15 protein-coding genes, 1 pseudogene and 1 riboswitch are annotated in these 14,080 nt (G+C 71.4%); of the genes and pseudogenes, 11 read left to right on the forward strand and 5 right to left on the reverse strand.

The features are described from left to right. Positions 1-7: 7 nt before the first annotated feature. Both EDD90_RS49085 and EDD90_RS49090 read left to right on the forward strand, forming a co-directional pair. Positions 8-880, forward strand: a complete 873-nt coding sequence (locus EDD90_RS49085) for an alpha/beta fold hydrolase (RefSeq protein WP_123979489.1) — start codon at positions 8-10, stop codon at positions 878-880. Beyond that, positions 877-1,881: a VOC family protein gene (locus EDD90_RS49090; RefSeq protein ID WP_123979491.1), complete on the forward strand. Its 1,005-nt coding sequence runs from the start codon at positions 877-879 to the stop codon at positions 1,879-1,881. Before EDD90_RS49085 ends, EDD90_RS49090 begins: the two co-directional genes overlap by 4 nt. A 47-nt stretch (positions 1,882-1,928) precedes the next feature. Here the strand turns inward: EDD90_RS49090 and EDD90_RS49095 are convergent, their stop codons facing one another. Continuing rightward, a complete protein-coding gene (locus tag EDD90_RS49095; protein ID WP_123979493.1) occupies positions 1,929-3,014 on the reverse strand; it encodes a DUF5937 family protein in 1,086 nt (361 codons plus the stop codon). A gap of 102 nt (positions 3,015-3,116) precedes the next feature. Between EDD90_RS49095 and EDD90_RS49100 the strand changes: the two genes are divergently transcribed. From EDD90_RS49100 to murJ, 3 genes are all read left to right on the forward strand, one after another. Beyond that, the gene (locus EDD90_RS49100) at positions 3,117-4,340 is read left to right on the forward strand and encodes an MFS transporter (protein WP_123979494.1); all 1,224 of its coding nucleotides are present in this window, start codon (positions 3,117-3,119) and stop codon (positions 4,338-4,340) included. A gap of 96 nt (positions 4,341-4,436) precedes the next feature. Next, positions 4,437-5,207, forward strand: coding sequence for a methyltransferase domain-containing protein (locus EDD90_RS49105; protein WP_123979496.1), 771 nt, complete (start codon positions 4,437-4,439; stop codon positions 5,205-5,207). Positions 5,208-5,296: 89 nt separating this feature from the next. Beyond that, a complete protein-coding gene (gene murJ, locus EDD90_RS49110; protein WP_123979498.1) occupies positions 5,297-6,940 on the forward strand; it encodes a murein biosynthesis integral membrane protein MurJ in 1,644 nt (547 codons plus the stop codon). Positions 6,941-6,983: 43 nt separating this feature from the next. Here the strand turns inward: murJ and sigJ are convergent, their stop codons facing one another. From sigJ to EDD90_RS49125, 3 genes are all read right to left on the reverse strand, one after another. Next, the gene (sigJ, locus tag EDD90_RS49115) at positions 6,984-7,847 is read right to left on the reverse strand and encodes an RNA polymerase sigma factor SigJ (RefSeq protein ID WP_123982444.1); all 864 of its coding nucleotides are present in this window, start codon (positions 7,845-7,847) and stop codon (positions 6,984-6,986) included. Beyond that, positions 7,847-8,416, reverse strand: coding sequence for a carboxymuconolactone decarboxylase family protein (locus tag EDD90_RS49120; protein WP_123979500.1), 570 nt, complete (start codon positions 8,414-8,416; stop codon positions 7,847-7,849). The genes sigJ and EDD90_RS49120 overlap by 1 nt, the downstream gene beginning before the upstream one ends. Before the next feature lie 121 nt (positions 8,417-8,537). Next, a complete protein-coding gene (locus EDD90_RS49125) occupies positions 8,538-8,903 on the reverse strand; it encodes a LysE family transporter (protein WP_123979502.1) in 366 nt (121 codons plus the stop codon). A gap of 23 nt (positions 8,904-8,926) precedes the next feature. Here EDD90_RS49125 and EDD90_RS59255 point away from each other — a divergent pair. Further along, a pseudogene (locus EDD90_RS59255) lies at positions 8,927-9,055 on the forward strand (LysR family transcriptional regulator); the annotation flags it as partial. Here EDD90_RS59255 and EDD90_RS59260 read toward each other — a convergent pair. Next, the gene (locus tag EDD90_RS59260) at positions 9,005-9,130 is read right to left on the reverse strand and encodes a hypothetical protein (protein WP_398927966.1); all 126 of its coding nucleotides are present in this window, start codon (positions 9,128-9,130) and stop codon (positions 9,005-9,007) included. The pseudogene EDD90_RS59255 and the gene EDD90_RS59260 overlap by 51 nt on opposite strands. 112 nt (positions 9,131-9,242) lie before the next feature. On the opposite strand from EDD90_RS59260, the gene EDD90_RS49130 reads away from it, so the two are divergent. The 5 genes from EDD90_RS49130 to pgm all read left to right on the forward strand — a co-directional run bounded on the left by EDD90_RS49130 (position 9,243) and on the right by pgm (position 14,078). Then, entirely contained in the window at positions 9,243-9,839 is a 597-nt protein-coding gene (locus tag EDD90_RS49130; RefSeq protein WP_398927969.1) for a LysR substrate-binding domain-containing protein, read from the forward strand. 81 nt (positions 9,840-9,920) lie between these two features. Beyond that, positions 9,921-11,015, forward strand: a complete 1,095-nt coding sequence (locus EDD90_RS49135; protein ID WP_123979504.1) for an enoyl-CoA hydratase/isomerase family protein — start codon at positions 9,921-9,923, stop codon at positions 11,013-11,015. Between the two features lie 16 nt (positions 11,016-11,031). After that, a riboswitch (cobalamin riboswitch) is annotated at positions 11,032-11,172 on the forward strand. Positions 11,173-11,208: 36 nt separating this feature from the next. Beyond that, positions 11,209-11,430 carry a CbtB-domain containing protein gene (locus EDD90_RS49140; RefSeq protein WP_123979506.1) on the forward strand — a complete coding sequence of 74 codons (222 nt, stop codon included), beginning with the start codon at positions 11,209-11,211 and terminating at the stop codon, positions 11,428-11,430. A gap of 22 nt (positions 11,431-11,452) precedes the next feature. Further along, positions 11,453-12,208, forward strand: coding sequence for a CbtA family protein (locus EDD90_RS49145; protein WP_123979508.1), 756 nt, complete (start codon positions 11,453-11,455; stop codon positions 12,206-12,208). A gap of 229 nt (positions 12,209-12,437) precedes the next feature. Further along, positions 12,438-14,078, forward strand: a complete 1,641-nt coding sequence (gene pgm / locus EDD90_RS49150; RefSeq protein ID WP_123979510.1) for a phosphoglucomutase (alpha-D-glucose-1,6-bisphosphate-dependent) — start codon at positions 12,438-12,440, stop codon at positions 14,076-14,078. The last annotated feature ends 2 nt before the right edge of the window (positions 14,079-14,080 follow it).

Consider the following 14,080-nt stretch of genomic DNA (forward strand, 5'->3'; position numbering starts at 1 on the left):
GACCGCCATGACCACGCACGCGCCACTTCCGCCGATGCAGGAGTACCTGCTCGACGTCCCGGGCAAGACAATCTTCGTCGCGGAGACCGGCGACGGCCCGCCGGTCCTGCTCCTGCACGGCGGCGGCCCCGGCGCCTCGGGCGTCTCCAACTACAGCCGCAACATCGCCGAGCTGGCCAGGGAGTACCGGGTCATCGTCCCCGACCTGCCCGGCTACGGCCGCAGCACCAAGGGAGTTGACGGTACCGACCCCTTCGGAGACCTCGCCGACGGCATCCGCGGCCTGCTCGACGCACTCGGCCTGGACCGGGCCCACCTGGTGGGCAACTCCTACGGCGGCGCCTGCGCCCTGCGGCTCGCCCTGGACACCCCCGACCGGGTCGACCGGATGGTCCTGATGGGTCCCGGCGGCATCGGCACCACCCGCGCCTTGCCCACCCCCGGCCTCAACAGCCTCCTCGACTACTACACCGGGGACGGCCCTTCGCGGCCGAAGCTGGAGAAGTTCATCCGCAACCACCTCGTCTTCAACGCCGCCGACGTCCCGGACTCGGTGATCGACGCCCGCTACCTGGCGAGCATCGACCCGGAAGTCGTGGCAGCCCCGCCGCTGCGCCGCCCCTCCGGCCCGAACGCGCTGCGCACCCTGTGGAGGACGGACTTCACCCGCGACGAACGGCTGTCCCGGCTGCCCGTTGCGACCCTGGTGCTCTGGGGCGCCGCCGACAAGGTCAACCGCCCTTCCGGCGGCCGGATGCTGGCCGCCCGGATGCCCAACTGCGATCTGTACGAGGTCGCCAACACCGGGCACTGGGTGCAGTTCGAACGAGCCGAACTCTTCAACCGGGTCTGTGCCGACTTCCTGGCAGGCCGTCGATGAACGCCACCTCCGTCTTCGGGGCCGTCCACCTCGGCCACCTCGTCATAGAGACCGACAGGTTCGCCGACTGGCGCCGGTTCGGCACCGACGCCATCGGCATGCACCACGACGACCTCGACACCGGCCTGATGCGGTTCCGTCTCGACGACCGGGAATGCCGTTTCCTGCTGCGCCGCGGACCTGCCGAGGACGTCGTCGCGACGGGCTGGCACGTCGACGACCACGCCGCCTTCGAGCAGATCGAGGCCCGCGTCCGCGCCCACGGCGTCCCCGTGGCCGAGGGCACCGCCGAGGAGGCGAAGCAGCGCGGCGTCGAACGCCTGCTCCGATTCCCCGGGCCCAAGGGCATCACCCAGGAGATCTGCACCACCCCGGTGCGCTCGGCCGAACCCCTGGACATGCTCGCCTCCGGCTGGGTCACCGGCGACGCGGGCATGGGCCATGTGGCGATCACCTCGACCCGACCCGCCCTGATGCACGGCTACTTCGACACCGTCTTCGACGCCCGCCTCACCGACTACATCGACGAGACCATCAGCGGCGTCAAGCTCAAGATCCGCTTCCTGCGCGTCAACGAACGCCACCACTCCCTCGCGATCGCCGCCGTACGCGGCCTGCCGATCGACCCCGTCCGCACCCGCGTCCAGCACCTCAACATCCAGGCCGCCTCCCTGGACGACCTGGCCCGCAGCTACCAGCGCGTGCACGAACTCGGCTTCGACATGGCCCTGTCCGTCGGACAGCACACCAACGACAAGGAACTCTCCTACTACGCCCGTACCCCCTCGGGCTTCGAGTGGGAGGTCGGCTGGAACCCCATCGTCATCGACGAGTCGACCTGGGAACCCGGCACCCACCAGGGCATCAGCGTCTGGGGCCACACCCCGGTCGGCCAGACGATCATCGACAGGCTCGACCGGTTCCGCCTCGGCGTCCGCTCCCTGGCCCACCCGGAGCGGACCGTCCCCGCGCTCAGCGGAGCCGGCATCCCCGACGACTGAGGGCCGCCCGGCCGCTTGACGTGCCGCGCCGGGCGGACCCGGGTCGCTCAGCGCAGTACGGCCGCGAGCAGGTCGGGTCCCAGATCCGTCAGATCAGGCAGATTGAGGGTGTAGCGGACGTAACGGCCTTGCCGGCGGGACGTGAGCAGGCCCGCGCGGCGCAGCACGGCGAGGTGGCGGGACACCTCCGGGGGTGAGAGTTCCCAGAAGTGGGCCAGCTCGGCGGTGGTGTGCGGGCCACGGGCCAGGGTGCGCAGCAGCCGCAGCCGTACCGGATGCGCGAGCGCCTCCAGGCGGAGGGTGACCGTCTCCAGGGAGACCGGCGCCGCCGGACCCGGCTCGGCCACGGGGTACTGCACGACCGGATGCCATCCGGGCGCGTGCACCGCGACCAGGTGCGGGCGGCCGAAGACGCTGGGGATGAAGGTGACCCCCGCGCCACGGGCGGCGGTCGCCTTGTCCTGCACCTTGTCCACGATGATGCAGCCGCCGTCCGGTGCCAGGGTGACCGCGCCGGAGACCGAGGCCAGTGCCGCCCCGATGCCTTGGCGCCTGAGCAGTTCGTTCTTCAGCCGCAGATCGGTGGCGAGTCGCACCGCGACGCCCGCCCAGGCGTCGTCGAAGAACGCCTCGGCGCATGCTTCGAGGGTGTGGCGCACCCGTGCCCGCACCGCGGCCGGGTCCGCGAGCAGCCGTTCCGCGAAGGCCTCCTGCAGTGCGCCGCGGGCCTGGGCCAGGTCCAGGGCCTGCTCGCGCGCGGTCGTGTCGGTGAGCGGCGACGCCCCGCGGAAATGGACCCGGTTGCTGCCGCACGTGGTGACGAGCGCGGCGGTCACATAGGTCTCGTCGTCGATCCGGTCCACGTCGTCCAGTTCCTCGGCGAGGGTCGGCCGGGGCCGCGCCGGGATCAGGAAGTCGGCCTGTGAGGAACGCCAGAGGAACTCCGCCTCCCTGAGCCGCTCGGCCGACTCCGGCCGCAGCCCGGCCCAGACGTCCGCGGCCCAGCCGGCGAACTGCGGATGGTGACCGGGTTCGGCCAGCACATGCAGCATCGCGGTCAGCTCGGCCAGCGGGGAGGCGGCGAACCGCACCGGCTCGGACGGCAGACCGCTGATGTCGATCCTCAGCGTCATCCCCCCATCATCAGCGCCAGGACACCCAGGTGACGGCGTCGATTGACGAAGGACGTCAATCGACGCGCCCTGCACCGGCGGCCGGACGCACCGTCTGACGCCATGACAACCATCACCGGAATCCGGCCCCGCACCCTCGTCCGCGCCTCCGGAGGCCCCCGCTACACCGTCGCCCTGGCCGTGGACGCGCTCGGCACCGGCCTGCTGCGGCCTTTTCTGCTGCTCTACGGCGTTACGGTGCTGAAACTGTCCGCTCCCGTCACGGGCACCGCCATGACGGCCGGCGTCGTCGCGGGTCTCGCATGCATGCCCGCGGTGGGCCGCTGGCTGGACCGGGGCGCACGCAGCACGGTCGTGGCGGCGGCCATGCTGGTACGGGTGCTGGGCGTGGCGCTGTTGCTGGCCGCCCCGGCGGGGGACGTCCGGCTCTTCGCGACGGCGGCGCTCTTCCTCGGCATCGGCAACCAGGCCTGGCCGGCCGCCCACGCCGCTCTCGTGGCCACGGTCGCCCACGGCCGGGAACGCGACACCGCGCTCGCGGGAGCCCGTGCCCTGCGCAACGCCGCCCTGGGCGTCGGAGCACTCCTCGCCACCGCATGCCTGGCCGGCGGCACCACCGCGTTGCGGGCGCTGGCGGTTGTCACCGGGCTCGCCTACCTCGCCGCAGCCTCCTTGGCATGGTCGGTCCACGTACACGCACAGCCGGAGGCCGCCGCACAGGCCGGGGACGGTCACGACGGGCCCGCGCCCCGGATGCGCACGCTGCTCGCCGCCAATGTGATCTACGTCTTCTGCCTCAACGTCCCCGAGATCGCACTCCCGTTGGTCCTGGTGACGCAGCTCCACGCGTCCCCGATGTGGCCGGCGGCCGTCTTCGTGGCCAACACGGTGCTGGTGGTCACCCTGCAGGTGCCGGTCACCGTCCTGATGTCCCGCTACTCCCGGCGGGCCGTGCTGGCTCTCTCCGGCGTGGTGCTGGCCGTGTCCTACCTGGGCTTCCTCGCGGCCGCCGCACTGGGACACGGCTGGGCTGTCCCGGCCGTCGCCGCGGTGTCCGTGGTCTGCACGATCGGCGAGATCATCTACGCCGGCAGCGCCACCGCGCTCGTCACCGCCCTCGCCCCGGCCCATGTCCTGGGCCGGGCCCTCGCTCGCTTCCAGCTCTCCACGGGCTTCGGCCTCGCCGTCTCCCCGGCGGTCATCACCACGCTCGCACCCCACGGCCCGGCCGCCCTCTGGGGCAGTCTCACCGCCGCGACAGTCGTCTCCGCCGCCGTCGTGGCCCGCGAGCAGGAGGAACAGGGAACCCGGGGCGAACTGGAGTGATCACGGCCGCGATCGAGCCCGCGTCGGCAGCCTGAACGAATCACCGGTTCTCGCGTTGCGCCGTCCACGGAACAGGACCGTGCTTCACTTTTTCGCATGGCGACGACTCTCGGCGCACCCCGACCGGACCCTGCCGTCTACATGCTGCGAGGCGCGGCCGGCGTCGGCCGCGCCTACAAGCAGGAGTTGCTGGAACTGCTGGACGTCCGGCCGGGCCAGACCGTGCTCGACGTGGGATGCGGCCCGGGCACGGACCTTCCCGCACTGTCGGAGCGCGTCGGCGTGAGCGGCACGGTGATCGGAGTGGACCGCGACCCGGCGATGCTGGCCGAAGCCCGCCGACGCACCGGCGACCTGCCGGCCGTCGAGATCCGCGAAGCCGACGTCCACGCGTTGCCCGTCGAGCCCGGCACGGTCGACAGGGCCAAGATCGACCGGGTCCTCATGCATGTCGACGAGCCGACCGAAGTGCTGGCGCAACTCCACGCGGCAACGCGTCCGGGATCCCGGATCGCTCTGGCGGAGCCCGACTGGGACACCCTGATCGTCGATGCGGAGGATCTCGAAACGAGCCGCGCCTTCACGCGGTACACCACCTCGGAAGCGGTCCGGCACGCCACCATCGGCCGCAGCCTCGCCCGTCACGCACAGCGCACGGGCTTCGTGGTCGAGACCGTGCGGGCCACCACACCCGTCTTCCTCGACTTCCCGGAAGCGGACCACACCCTGGGACTCGGCCGGAACATGCAGCGGGCCATCCAGGACGGTCATGTGGAAGAGGCCCGCGGCCGCCGGTGGTTCACCTCGCTCTCCGAGGGGCCCTTCTTCGCCTCCTTCACCCTCGTCACCGTGATCTGCTCCCGCTGACGATCCGGGTCCGCACCAACTCCGCCTGAACCAAAGGGAGTCGGCAGCCGGTGTCCAGCCCGCGGGCGCTGCGTCAGTAGATTGGGCCCATGATCGAGAAGACGACGACGGAGCGTTCGGCGCGGTCGCACGCGAAGCCCAGGAGCGGCGGCGGGCTGGCGCGTTCGTCCGCACTGATGGCGGCGGGCACGGTGGTCTCGCGCGCCACCGGGCTGATACGGATGGTGTTACAGGCCGCCGCACTGGGGACCGGTCTGTTCGCCACCACCTACAACCAGGCCAACACCGTCCCCACCAGCCTGTACTTCCTGCTGATCGGCGGTGCGCTCAACTCCGTCCTGGTGCCCCAACTGGTCCGGGCCCGCACCGAGGACCCCGACGGCGGCGCCGCCTTCGAACAGCGCCTGGTCACGCTGGTGCTGTGTGTCCTCGGCCTCGGGACCGCACTGGCCACCTGGGCCGCGCCCGAGATCATCAGCGTCTACCAGCGGGACACGCCGGCCACCCACGACGCGTTCGAGCTGACCGTGGTCTTCGCCCGCTTCCTGCTCCCGCAGATCTTCTTCTACGGTGTCTTCAGCATCTTCGGCCAAGTCCTCAACGCCCGGAACCGGTTCGGCGCCATGATGTGGACACCGGTCCTCAACAACGTCGTCCTGATCACCATGTTCGGGCTCTACCTCGGCCTGCTGACCGTTCCGGAACAGGTCTCGGACATCAGCGGCGCCCAGGTCAGGCTGCTCGGGATCGGCACCACCGTCGCCCTGGCCGTCCAGGCGCTCGCGTTGATCCCCTACGCCATCGCGGCCGGGTTCCGGTTCCGCCCGCGCTTCGACTGGCGCGGCACCGGCCTGCGCAAGAGCGTCTCCGCGGCGCGCTGGACCCTGCTGTTCGTGCTGGCCAACCTCGTGGCGAGCACGGTCGTCACCAGGCTGGCCTCCGCGGCCGACGCGGCCCGGCCGGACGACGGCGTCGGCTTCACCGCGTACAGCTACGCCCAGCAGATCTGGATGCTGCCCCAGTCGATCGTCACCGTCTCCCTGGTGACCGCGCTGCTGCCGAGGATGAGCCGGGCCGTGGCCGAGGACCGGCTCGGCGATCTGCGCACGGACCTGTCCCGGGCGCTGCGGGTCAGCGGTGTCGTCATCGTCCCGGCCGCCTTCTTCTTCCTCGCCTTCGGACCCCGGATCGCCCGGCTGATCTTCGCCCACGGCACCGCCGACGTCGCCGAGACCGTCCCGTTGGGCGAAATGCTGCAGGCCTTCGGCCTGGGACTGATCCCGTTCTCCGCGCAGTACCTGCTGCTGCGCGGCTTCTACGCCTTCGAGGACACCCGCACGCCGTTCCGGATGGCCGTCTGGATCAGCGGTATCGACATCGCGCTCGCCCTGGCCTGCCATCTGCTGCTCTCCCCGCGCTGGGCGGTCACCGGGATGGCCGCCGCCTACTCCCTGTCCTACGGGATCGGCCTGCTGCTGACGGCCGTGCGGCTGCGGCGGCGCACCGAGGGACTGCTCGACGGACGGCGGATCTGCCGTACGTACGCGAAGCTGGTCGCGGCCGCCACCGCCGCCGGTGTCGCCGGCTGGTTCATCACCCGTGCCTGCGACCGGAGTTCGATGTCGGGCTATCTCTCGCTGGCCGCGGGCGGGCTGACGATGGTGCTGCTGTTCCTGGCCTTCGCACGACTCCTGCGCACGACGGAACTGCGCAGCCTGCCGGGACTGGGATGAGTTCCGGGCGGGGCGGCGCCGCCCCGCCCGGAACCGGAGGAGTTCACCGGGTGAGTTCGGCAGGCTCGTCCAGCCGGGTCAGCTTCCGCGGGGCGGCGACCGCGTGGATGCGAGTGACCCGGCCGTCGGCCACCTCCACGCTCACCGTGGCCATTCGGCCACCGGCCTCGATCCGGCCCGCGGGTGCGCCGTTGAGCCACACCGGCGACACCGTGCGGTCCTGCTGTGCGAGCAGCCTCGCCACCAGCTCGGCTCCGTGGGCCGGTGCGAGCGCGGCGTTCGCGAGCCCGCCGCCGTCGGTGACCAGGACCACGTCGGGTGCCATCACCTCCATCAGCTCCTGTACCTGCCCGGTGCGCAGCGCGGCCAGGAACCGCTCCACGACGGTCCGCCGCTCCGACGGGCTCACCCGGACCCGGGGCCGCCGGGCCGTCACATGCTCACGGGCCCGCCGGGCGATCTGCCGTACCGCGGCCGGGGACCTGCCCACCGCCTCCGCGATCTCGCCGTACGGCACCTCGAAGACCTCGCGGAGCACGAACACCGCCCGCTCGGTCGGCGCTAGCGTCTCAAGGACGGTGAGCATCGCGATCGACACGCTCTCGGCGAGTTCCACGTCCTCGGCGACATCCGGGCTGGTCAGCAGCGGTTCCGGCAGCCACTCGCCGGCGTAGTCCTCGCGGCTGCGGGACAGCGTCCGCAGGCGGTTGAGCGCCTGACGGGAGACGATCCGGACGAGATACGCCCGCGGGTCCCGTACCTGCGCCCGGTCGGCACCGGCCCACCGCAGCCAGGACTCCTGCAGTACGTCCTCCGCGTCGGCCGCCGACCCGAGCATCTCGTAGGCGACCGTGAACAACAGACTGTGGTGGGAGACGAAAGGATCCTCTTCGAGCACGTCGGCCATCATGCCGTCGCCGGACGATTCGGGCGCTTCGCCAGCGGGATCTCGCAGGTGTCCGAGAAGCCCTGCGAGGTGACCCCGTTCGCCACATTGGCCCTGGTCGCCAGGTTGACGTAGGCGATCAGCGCGGTGAGCTCGACCATCGCCGGTGCGCCCAGCCGGTCCAGGAGGCCCGCGTACATCTCGTCGGTCACGGTCGGCGGGGTTTCCGTCATGGCCTCGGCGTACGCCATGACATCCCGTTCCAGCGGCGTGAACACCTCCGACTCCCGCCAGCGCGGCACCTGGCTGGCCTTGGTCAGGTCCAGGTTCTCGTTCCGCGCCTGGAAGTAGCCGACGTCCAGGCACCAGCTGCAGCCGACCTGCGCCGCCACCGCCATGTGAGCGAACGACTTGAGGCCCGGGTCGGCCGCGTCCCACGCGCCCACCCTGCCGCCGAACTCAAGGCTGTCCTGCGTGACTTGAGGGCTGTGCCAGAGCACCTCGACGTTCTCGGGCACGGCCCCGAGCTGTTCGACCATGTTCTCCTTGAGCTCGGCGGGGAGTTCGGCCTTCGGAAGGCGCAGCGCCATGCTGTTCTCCTTGTGCGTCGCCGACGCGGTGTGCGCCGGCTGTTCTGCATGAAGACACCGCCCGGCACGCGGATGTGACAGGCTCCGGCCGAATGCGACCTGGGCTCCGTCCCCCGCACACTCATGCGGCCACCGCCAACAGGACGCCGAAGCCGATCAGTACGACGCCCGTGGCCCGCCCCAGCGTGCGCCGGACTTCGGGGCGTTCGAGGACGTGCCGGGCCCTGGAGGCCAGGAGTACGTAGCAGCCCAGCCAGACCAGCGTGAGACCGACGTGCAGGAGCACCAGGAGGGCCATGGCCCATGCGGCGGGCCACCCCGGCGGGGCCAGGGCGGGGAGCAGTCCGGTGTAGAAGACGGCGATCTTCGGGTTGAACAGGTTGCAGAGCAGACCGGTCCGCCGAGCGCTTCCGGCGGTCGGGCCAGGTGGGTCCGCCGCCGGGGCCGGCGCGCCGCGCCGGTGCTCCCGCAGCGCCTGCGCGCCCAGGCTGCTGGGAGGTCGGGCCGGTGATGTTCGACCTGCACCGGCTGCGCCTGCTGCGCGAGTTCAAGCACCGGGGCACGCTCGCCGCCGTCGCCGCGGCCCTGTCATACGCCCCTTCCTCCGTCTCCCAGCAGCTCTCCCAGATGGAGGCCGAGGCCGGTGTCCTGCTGCTGGAGCCGGTCGGGCGGCGGGTGCGGCTGACCGAGCAGGCCGAGATCCTCGTCGCCCACACCGGAGCCGTCCTCGAACGCCTGGAACGCGCCGAGGCCGAAATCGAGACCTTCCTCACCGACCTGACCGGTACCCTGCGCGTCGCCTTGTTCCAGACGGCTGCCCTGGTCCTTGGTCTCCGCCGCGCTCCGGTCTGCTGCACGAGGCCCATCCGCACCTGCGCGTCCACGTCACCCACATGGAGCCGGAAAAGTCCCTTCCGGCCCTCCAGGCCCGCGACTCGACCTGGTCCTCGCCGAGGAGTACCCCGGCAACCCCCAGCGTCGGCCCGCCGAACTCGAACAGCGGGACCTGCTCGACGATCCCCTTCACCTCGCCCTGCCGCCATCGGCGGGCGGCCCGACGACGGAACTGCGGCAACTCGCCGACCACCCCTGGGTGATGGAACTCGAAGGAACTCCGGCACGGCACTGGGCCCTGAGCGTGTGCCGCGACGCGGGCTTCGAACCGGACGTACGCTTCGAGACCACCGACCTGCTGCTCCACCTCCGCCTCGTGGAGGAGGGACTCGCGGCCGCCTTCCTTCCCGACCTGGTCCTAGACGGACAGCCGGTGACGGCCGAGCTGCGGCAACTCCCCGCCGGGCGCCGTGTCTTCACCGTCGTACGCCGCGGGCGGGGCGGGCACCCCGCCGTCGTGGCCTGCCGGGACGCACTCCGACGGGCCGTCGCGCTGCGGACCGACCGGTCGCGAGAAGATCGTCCGTGACCGACCTGTCCACCCGACCCCGGAAGGAACCGACGAGAACATGCGCGTCACCGTGGCCCACGAACCGACGGAGGCGTCCGGATGAGCGACGTCCTGCTCCACACGACCGGCCGGGCCGCACACATCACCCTCAATCGGCCGAAGGCGATCAACGCGCTCTCGCACCCGATGGTGCTGCGGATCGCCGAAGCCCTGACCGCCTGGGAGCACGATCCGGCCGTCGAGACCGTCGTCATCACCGGCGCGGGGGAGCGCGGCCTGTGCGCCGGCGGTGACATCCGTGCCGTCCACGACGACGCCCGCGACGGCGACGGCACCGCCGCGGCCGCCTTCTGGTACGACGAGTACCACCTCAACGCCCGGATCGCCCGCTACCCCAAGCCGTATGTCGCGATCATGGACGGCATCGTCATGGGCGGCGGTGTCGGCGTCTCCGCACACGGCAGCGTCCGGATCGCCACCGAACGCTCGCGGATCGCCATGCCGGAGACCGGGATCGGCTTCGTCCCCGACGTCGGCGGCACCCGCCTGCTCGCCCTCGCCCCCGGCGAACTGGGCACTCATCTCGCCCTGACCGGCGCACAGATCGGCGCCGCCGACGCCCTGCTGTGCGGACTCGCCGACCACTTCATGCCGTCCGGCTCGATCCGGCCCTTCGCCGACGACCTCGCCGAACTGCCCGTACCGGAAGCGCTCGCGAGACATGTACGGTCGGCGCCCGAAGGGGAGTTGGCCGGCCACCGCGCGTGGATCGACGCCTGCTACCCGGCCGACACCGTCGAGGAGATCGTCCAGCGGCTGTCCGCGCACGGCGACCCGGCCGCGAAGCAGGCGGCGGAGACCCTGCTCACCAGGTCGCCGACCTCCCTCAAGGTGACCCTGAAGTCCCTGCGCCGGGCCCGGCGACTCGGCTCGCTGGAGCAGGTCCTGGACCAGGAGTACAGGGTCTCCTGCGCGACCCTCGCCACCCACGACCTGGTCGAGGGCATCCGAGCCCAGGTCGTCGACAAGGACCGCGACCCGCACTGGTCCCCGGCCACCCTCGCCGAGGTCACCGACGCCGACGTCGACCGCTTCTTCGCCCCGCTCGGCGAGCGCGAACTGGGCCTCGCCCCGCCCGGACGAGCCGCGCCGCCGACCGCCCACCAAGCACGAGATGAAGATCACGACCGGTGACGCGGTCTTGGCCGTGCCTCCGACACGCGGTACGGTCTGTCCGATATCGACGACGGCGAGACGGAAGCCGGTGGGAATCCGGCACGGTCGCGCCACTGTATGCAAGAGCCCCCGGGTGCTTGCTAGTCAGACCCGTGGCCGTCGTCATGTGCACCACCGAGTTGGGACGCGAACTCCCAGAGGAGGTCCTGCCATGGCGCAGACCGTCGCTCCGCCGACAGCCAACACCCCTGCCGTTCCCGCCAAGCTGCCGCTGTCCGCGATAGCTCCCTGGGCGGTCTTCTTCGGCATCCTGATGCTCGTCCTGCTCTACTTCGTCGGCGCCGAGCAGGGCGCCACCTCCGTGTTCAACGGCACGGACGTCCACGAGTGGGTGCACGACGCCCGCCATCTGCTCGGTTTCCCCTGCCACTGACGCGAGGGACGCCGTACATCACATGAACTCCGCAACGGTACGGAACCTCCTGGTGCGGGGCATGCTCGCCGGCCTTGCCGCCGGCGTGCTCGCCCTGGTCGCCGCCTACCTGCTCGGTGAGCCGAACGTCGACAAGGCGATCAGCTTCGAGCACGCCCACTCGCACGAGCACGAGATGGAGGTCGTGTCCCGTTCCCTGCAGTCCACCGCGGGCCTGGCCACCGGTGTGCTGGTGTACGGGGTCGCCTTCGGCGGTATCGCCGCACTCGCCTTCTGCTTCGCCCTGGGCCGCGTCGGGCGTTTCTCGCCGCGGGCGACGGCTCTGCTGCTGTCGGGCTGCGCGCTGCTCGCCGTGTACGTGGTGCCGTTCCTGAAGTACCCGGCCAACCCGCCGTCGGTGGGCGACCCGGACACCATCGGGAAACGCACCACCCTCTACTTCCTGATGATGCTGCTCAGCGTGCTGCTGGCGGTCGCCGCGACCATCCTCGGCAAGCGGCTCCAGCCACGGCTGGGCACCTGGTGGGCGACCGTGCTCGCGGTGGTCGCGTTCGCCGTCGTCATCGGGCTGGCCTACCAGTTCCTGCCGGTCGTCAACGAGGTGCCGAAGGACTTCCCGGCCACCCTGCTGTGGCGGTTCCGGCTCTCGGCACTGGCCATCCAGCTGACGCTGTGGGGCGGATTCGGGCTGCTCTTCGGCGAGTTGGCCGAGCGCGTGCTCAACCCGAAGCCGGCGAGGGCTCCGGCCGCCGCACGGAAGATGTCCGCAGCACACTGACGGCGGATGTCCGCAGCCCACCGAACGACACGCGAGGGCCCTCCGGAACCGTCCGGGGGTCCTTTCGTGTGCGCCCACCGGGCCCGCAGGGGCCCTGCGGCTGCTGTGAACCCGCCGTGAACCCGCCGTGTCTTCGGCGTACCGACGGTGCCGCACTCGCGTCCACCGCCGCTGACAAGGAAAGATGGGCGCCGAGCGATCGATCAACGACTGCGGAGGAAGTGGACTCATGCCGCATGAGCGAGCGGGCCGGCCGGCGGCTCCGGAGGACCTCGTCGACGTGGCCCGGCTGGTCACGGCCTACTACGCGCTGCACCCCGACCCGGCCGACCCGGGCCAGCGCGTCGCGTTCGGCACCTCGGGACACCGCGGATCGTCGCTGACGACCGCGTTCAACGAGGACCACATCGCGGCCACCAGCCAGGCCATCTGCGAGTACCGGAGCGGCCAGGGCACCGACGGCCCCCTGTTCCTGGGCGCCGACACCCACGCCCTGTCAGAGCCCGCCAAGGTCACCGCGCTGGAGGTCTTCGCCGCCAACGGCGTCACCGTCCTCGTCGACAGCGCCGACGGCTACACCCCCACCCCCGCCGTCTCGCACGCCATCCTCACCCACAACCGGGGCCGTACGACCGGCCTCGCGGACGGCGTCGTCGTCACTCCCTCGCACAACCCGCCCGCCGACGGCGGCTTCAAGTACAACCCGCCGAGCGGCGGCCCCGCGGCCTCCGACGCCACCTCCTGGATCCAGGACCGCGCCAACCAGATCATCGCGGGCGGGATGAAGGACGTACAGCGCATCCCGTACGAGCGCGCGCTCGCCGCGCCCACCACCGGCCGCTACGACTTCATGGGCGTCTACGTCGACGACCTGCCCAGCGTCCTCGACCTCGACGCGGTCCGGGCCTCCGGGCTGCGCATCGGCGCCGACCCGCTCGGCGGCGCCTCGGTCGCCTACTGGGGCCGGATCGCCGAACGGCACTCGCTCGACCTCACCGTGGTCAACCCGTACACCGACCCCACCTGGCGCTTCATGACGCTGGACTGGGACGGCAAGATCCGCATGGACTGCTCCTCGCCGTACGCCATGGCCTCGCTGATCGAGAAGCGGGACGAGTTCCGGGTCGCCACCGGCAACGACGCCGACGCCGACCGGCACGGCATCGTCACCCGCGACGCCGGCCTGATGAACCCCAACCACTACCTCGCCGTCGCCATCTCCTACCTCTACCGCCACCGCGAGCAGTGGGCGGCGGACGCCGGGGTCGGCAAGACCCTGGTCTCCTCCTCGATGATCGACCGGGTCGCCGCCGACCTCGGCCGTCAACTCGTCGAGGTACCCGTCGGGTTCAAGTGGTTCGTCGACGGATTGGTCAGCGGCGCGATCGGATTCGGCGGCGAGGAGTCGGCCGGCGCCTCCTTCCTGCGCCGGGACGGCTCGGTCTGGACGACCGACAAGGACGGCATCCTGCTCGCCCTGCTCGCCTCCGAGATCACGGCCGTGACGGACAAGACCCCGTCCGAGCACTACGCCGACCTGACCGCCCGCTTCGGCGAACCGGCCTACGCCCGTATCGACGCCCCCGCGAACCGCGAGGAGAAGGCCCTCCTGGCCAGGCTCTCCCCGGCCCAGGTCACCGCCGAGACCCTGGCGGGCGAGCCGGTCACCGCCGTGCTCACCGAGGCGCCGGGCAATGGCGCGGCGATCGGCGGCATCAAGGTGACCACGGAGAACGCCTGGTTCGCGGCCCGCCCGTCCGGCACCGAGGACGTGTACAAGATCTACGCCGAGTCCTTCCAGGGCCCCGACCACCTGGCCCGGGTGCAGGAGGAGGCCAAGGCGGTGGTCGACCTCGCGCTCGGCGGCTGAGG

It is taken from the genome of Streptomyces sp. Ag109_O5-1 (assembly GCF_003814875.1).
Lineage (GTDB): Bacteria > Actinomycetota > Actinomycetes > Streptomycetales > Streptomycetaceae > Streptomyces > Streptomyces sasae.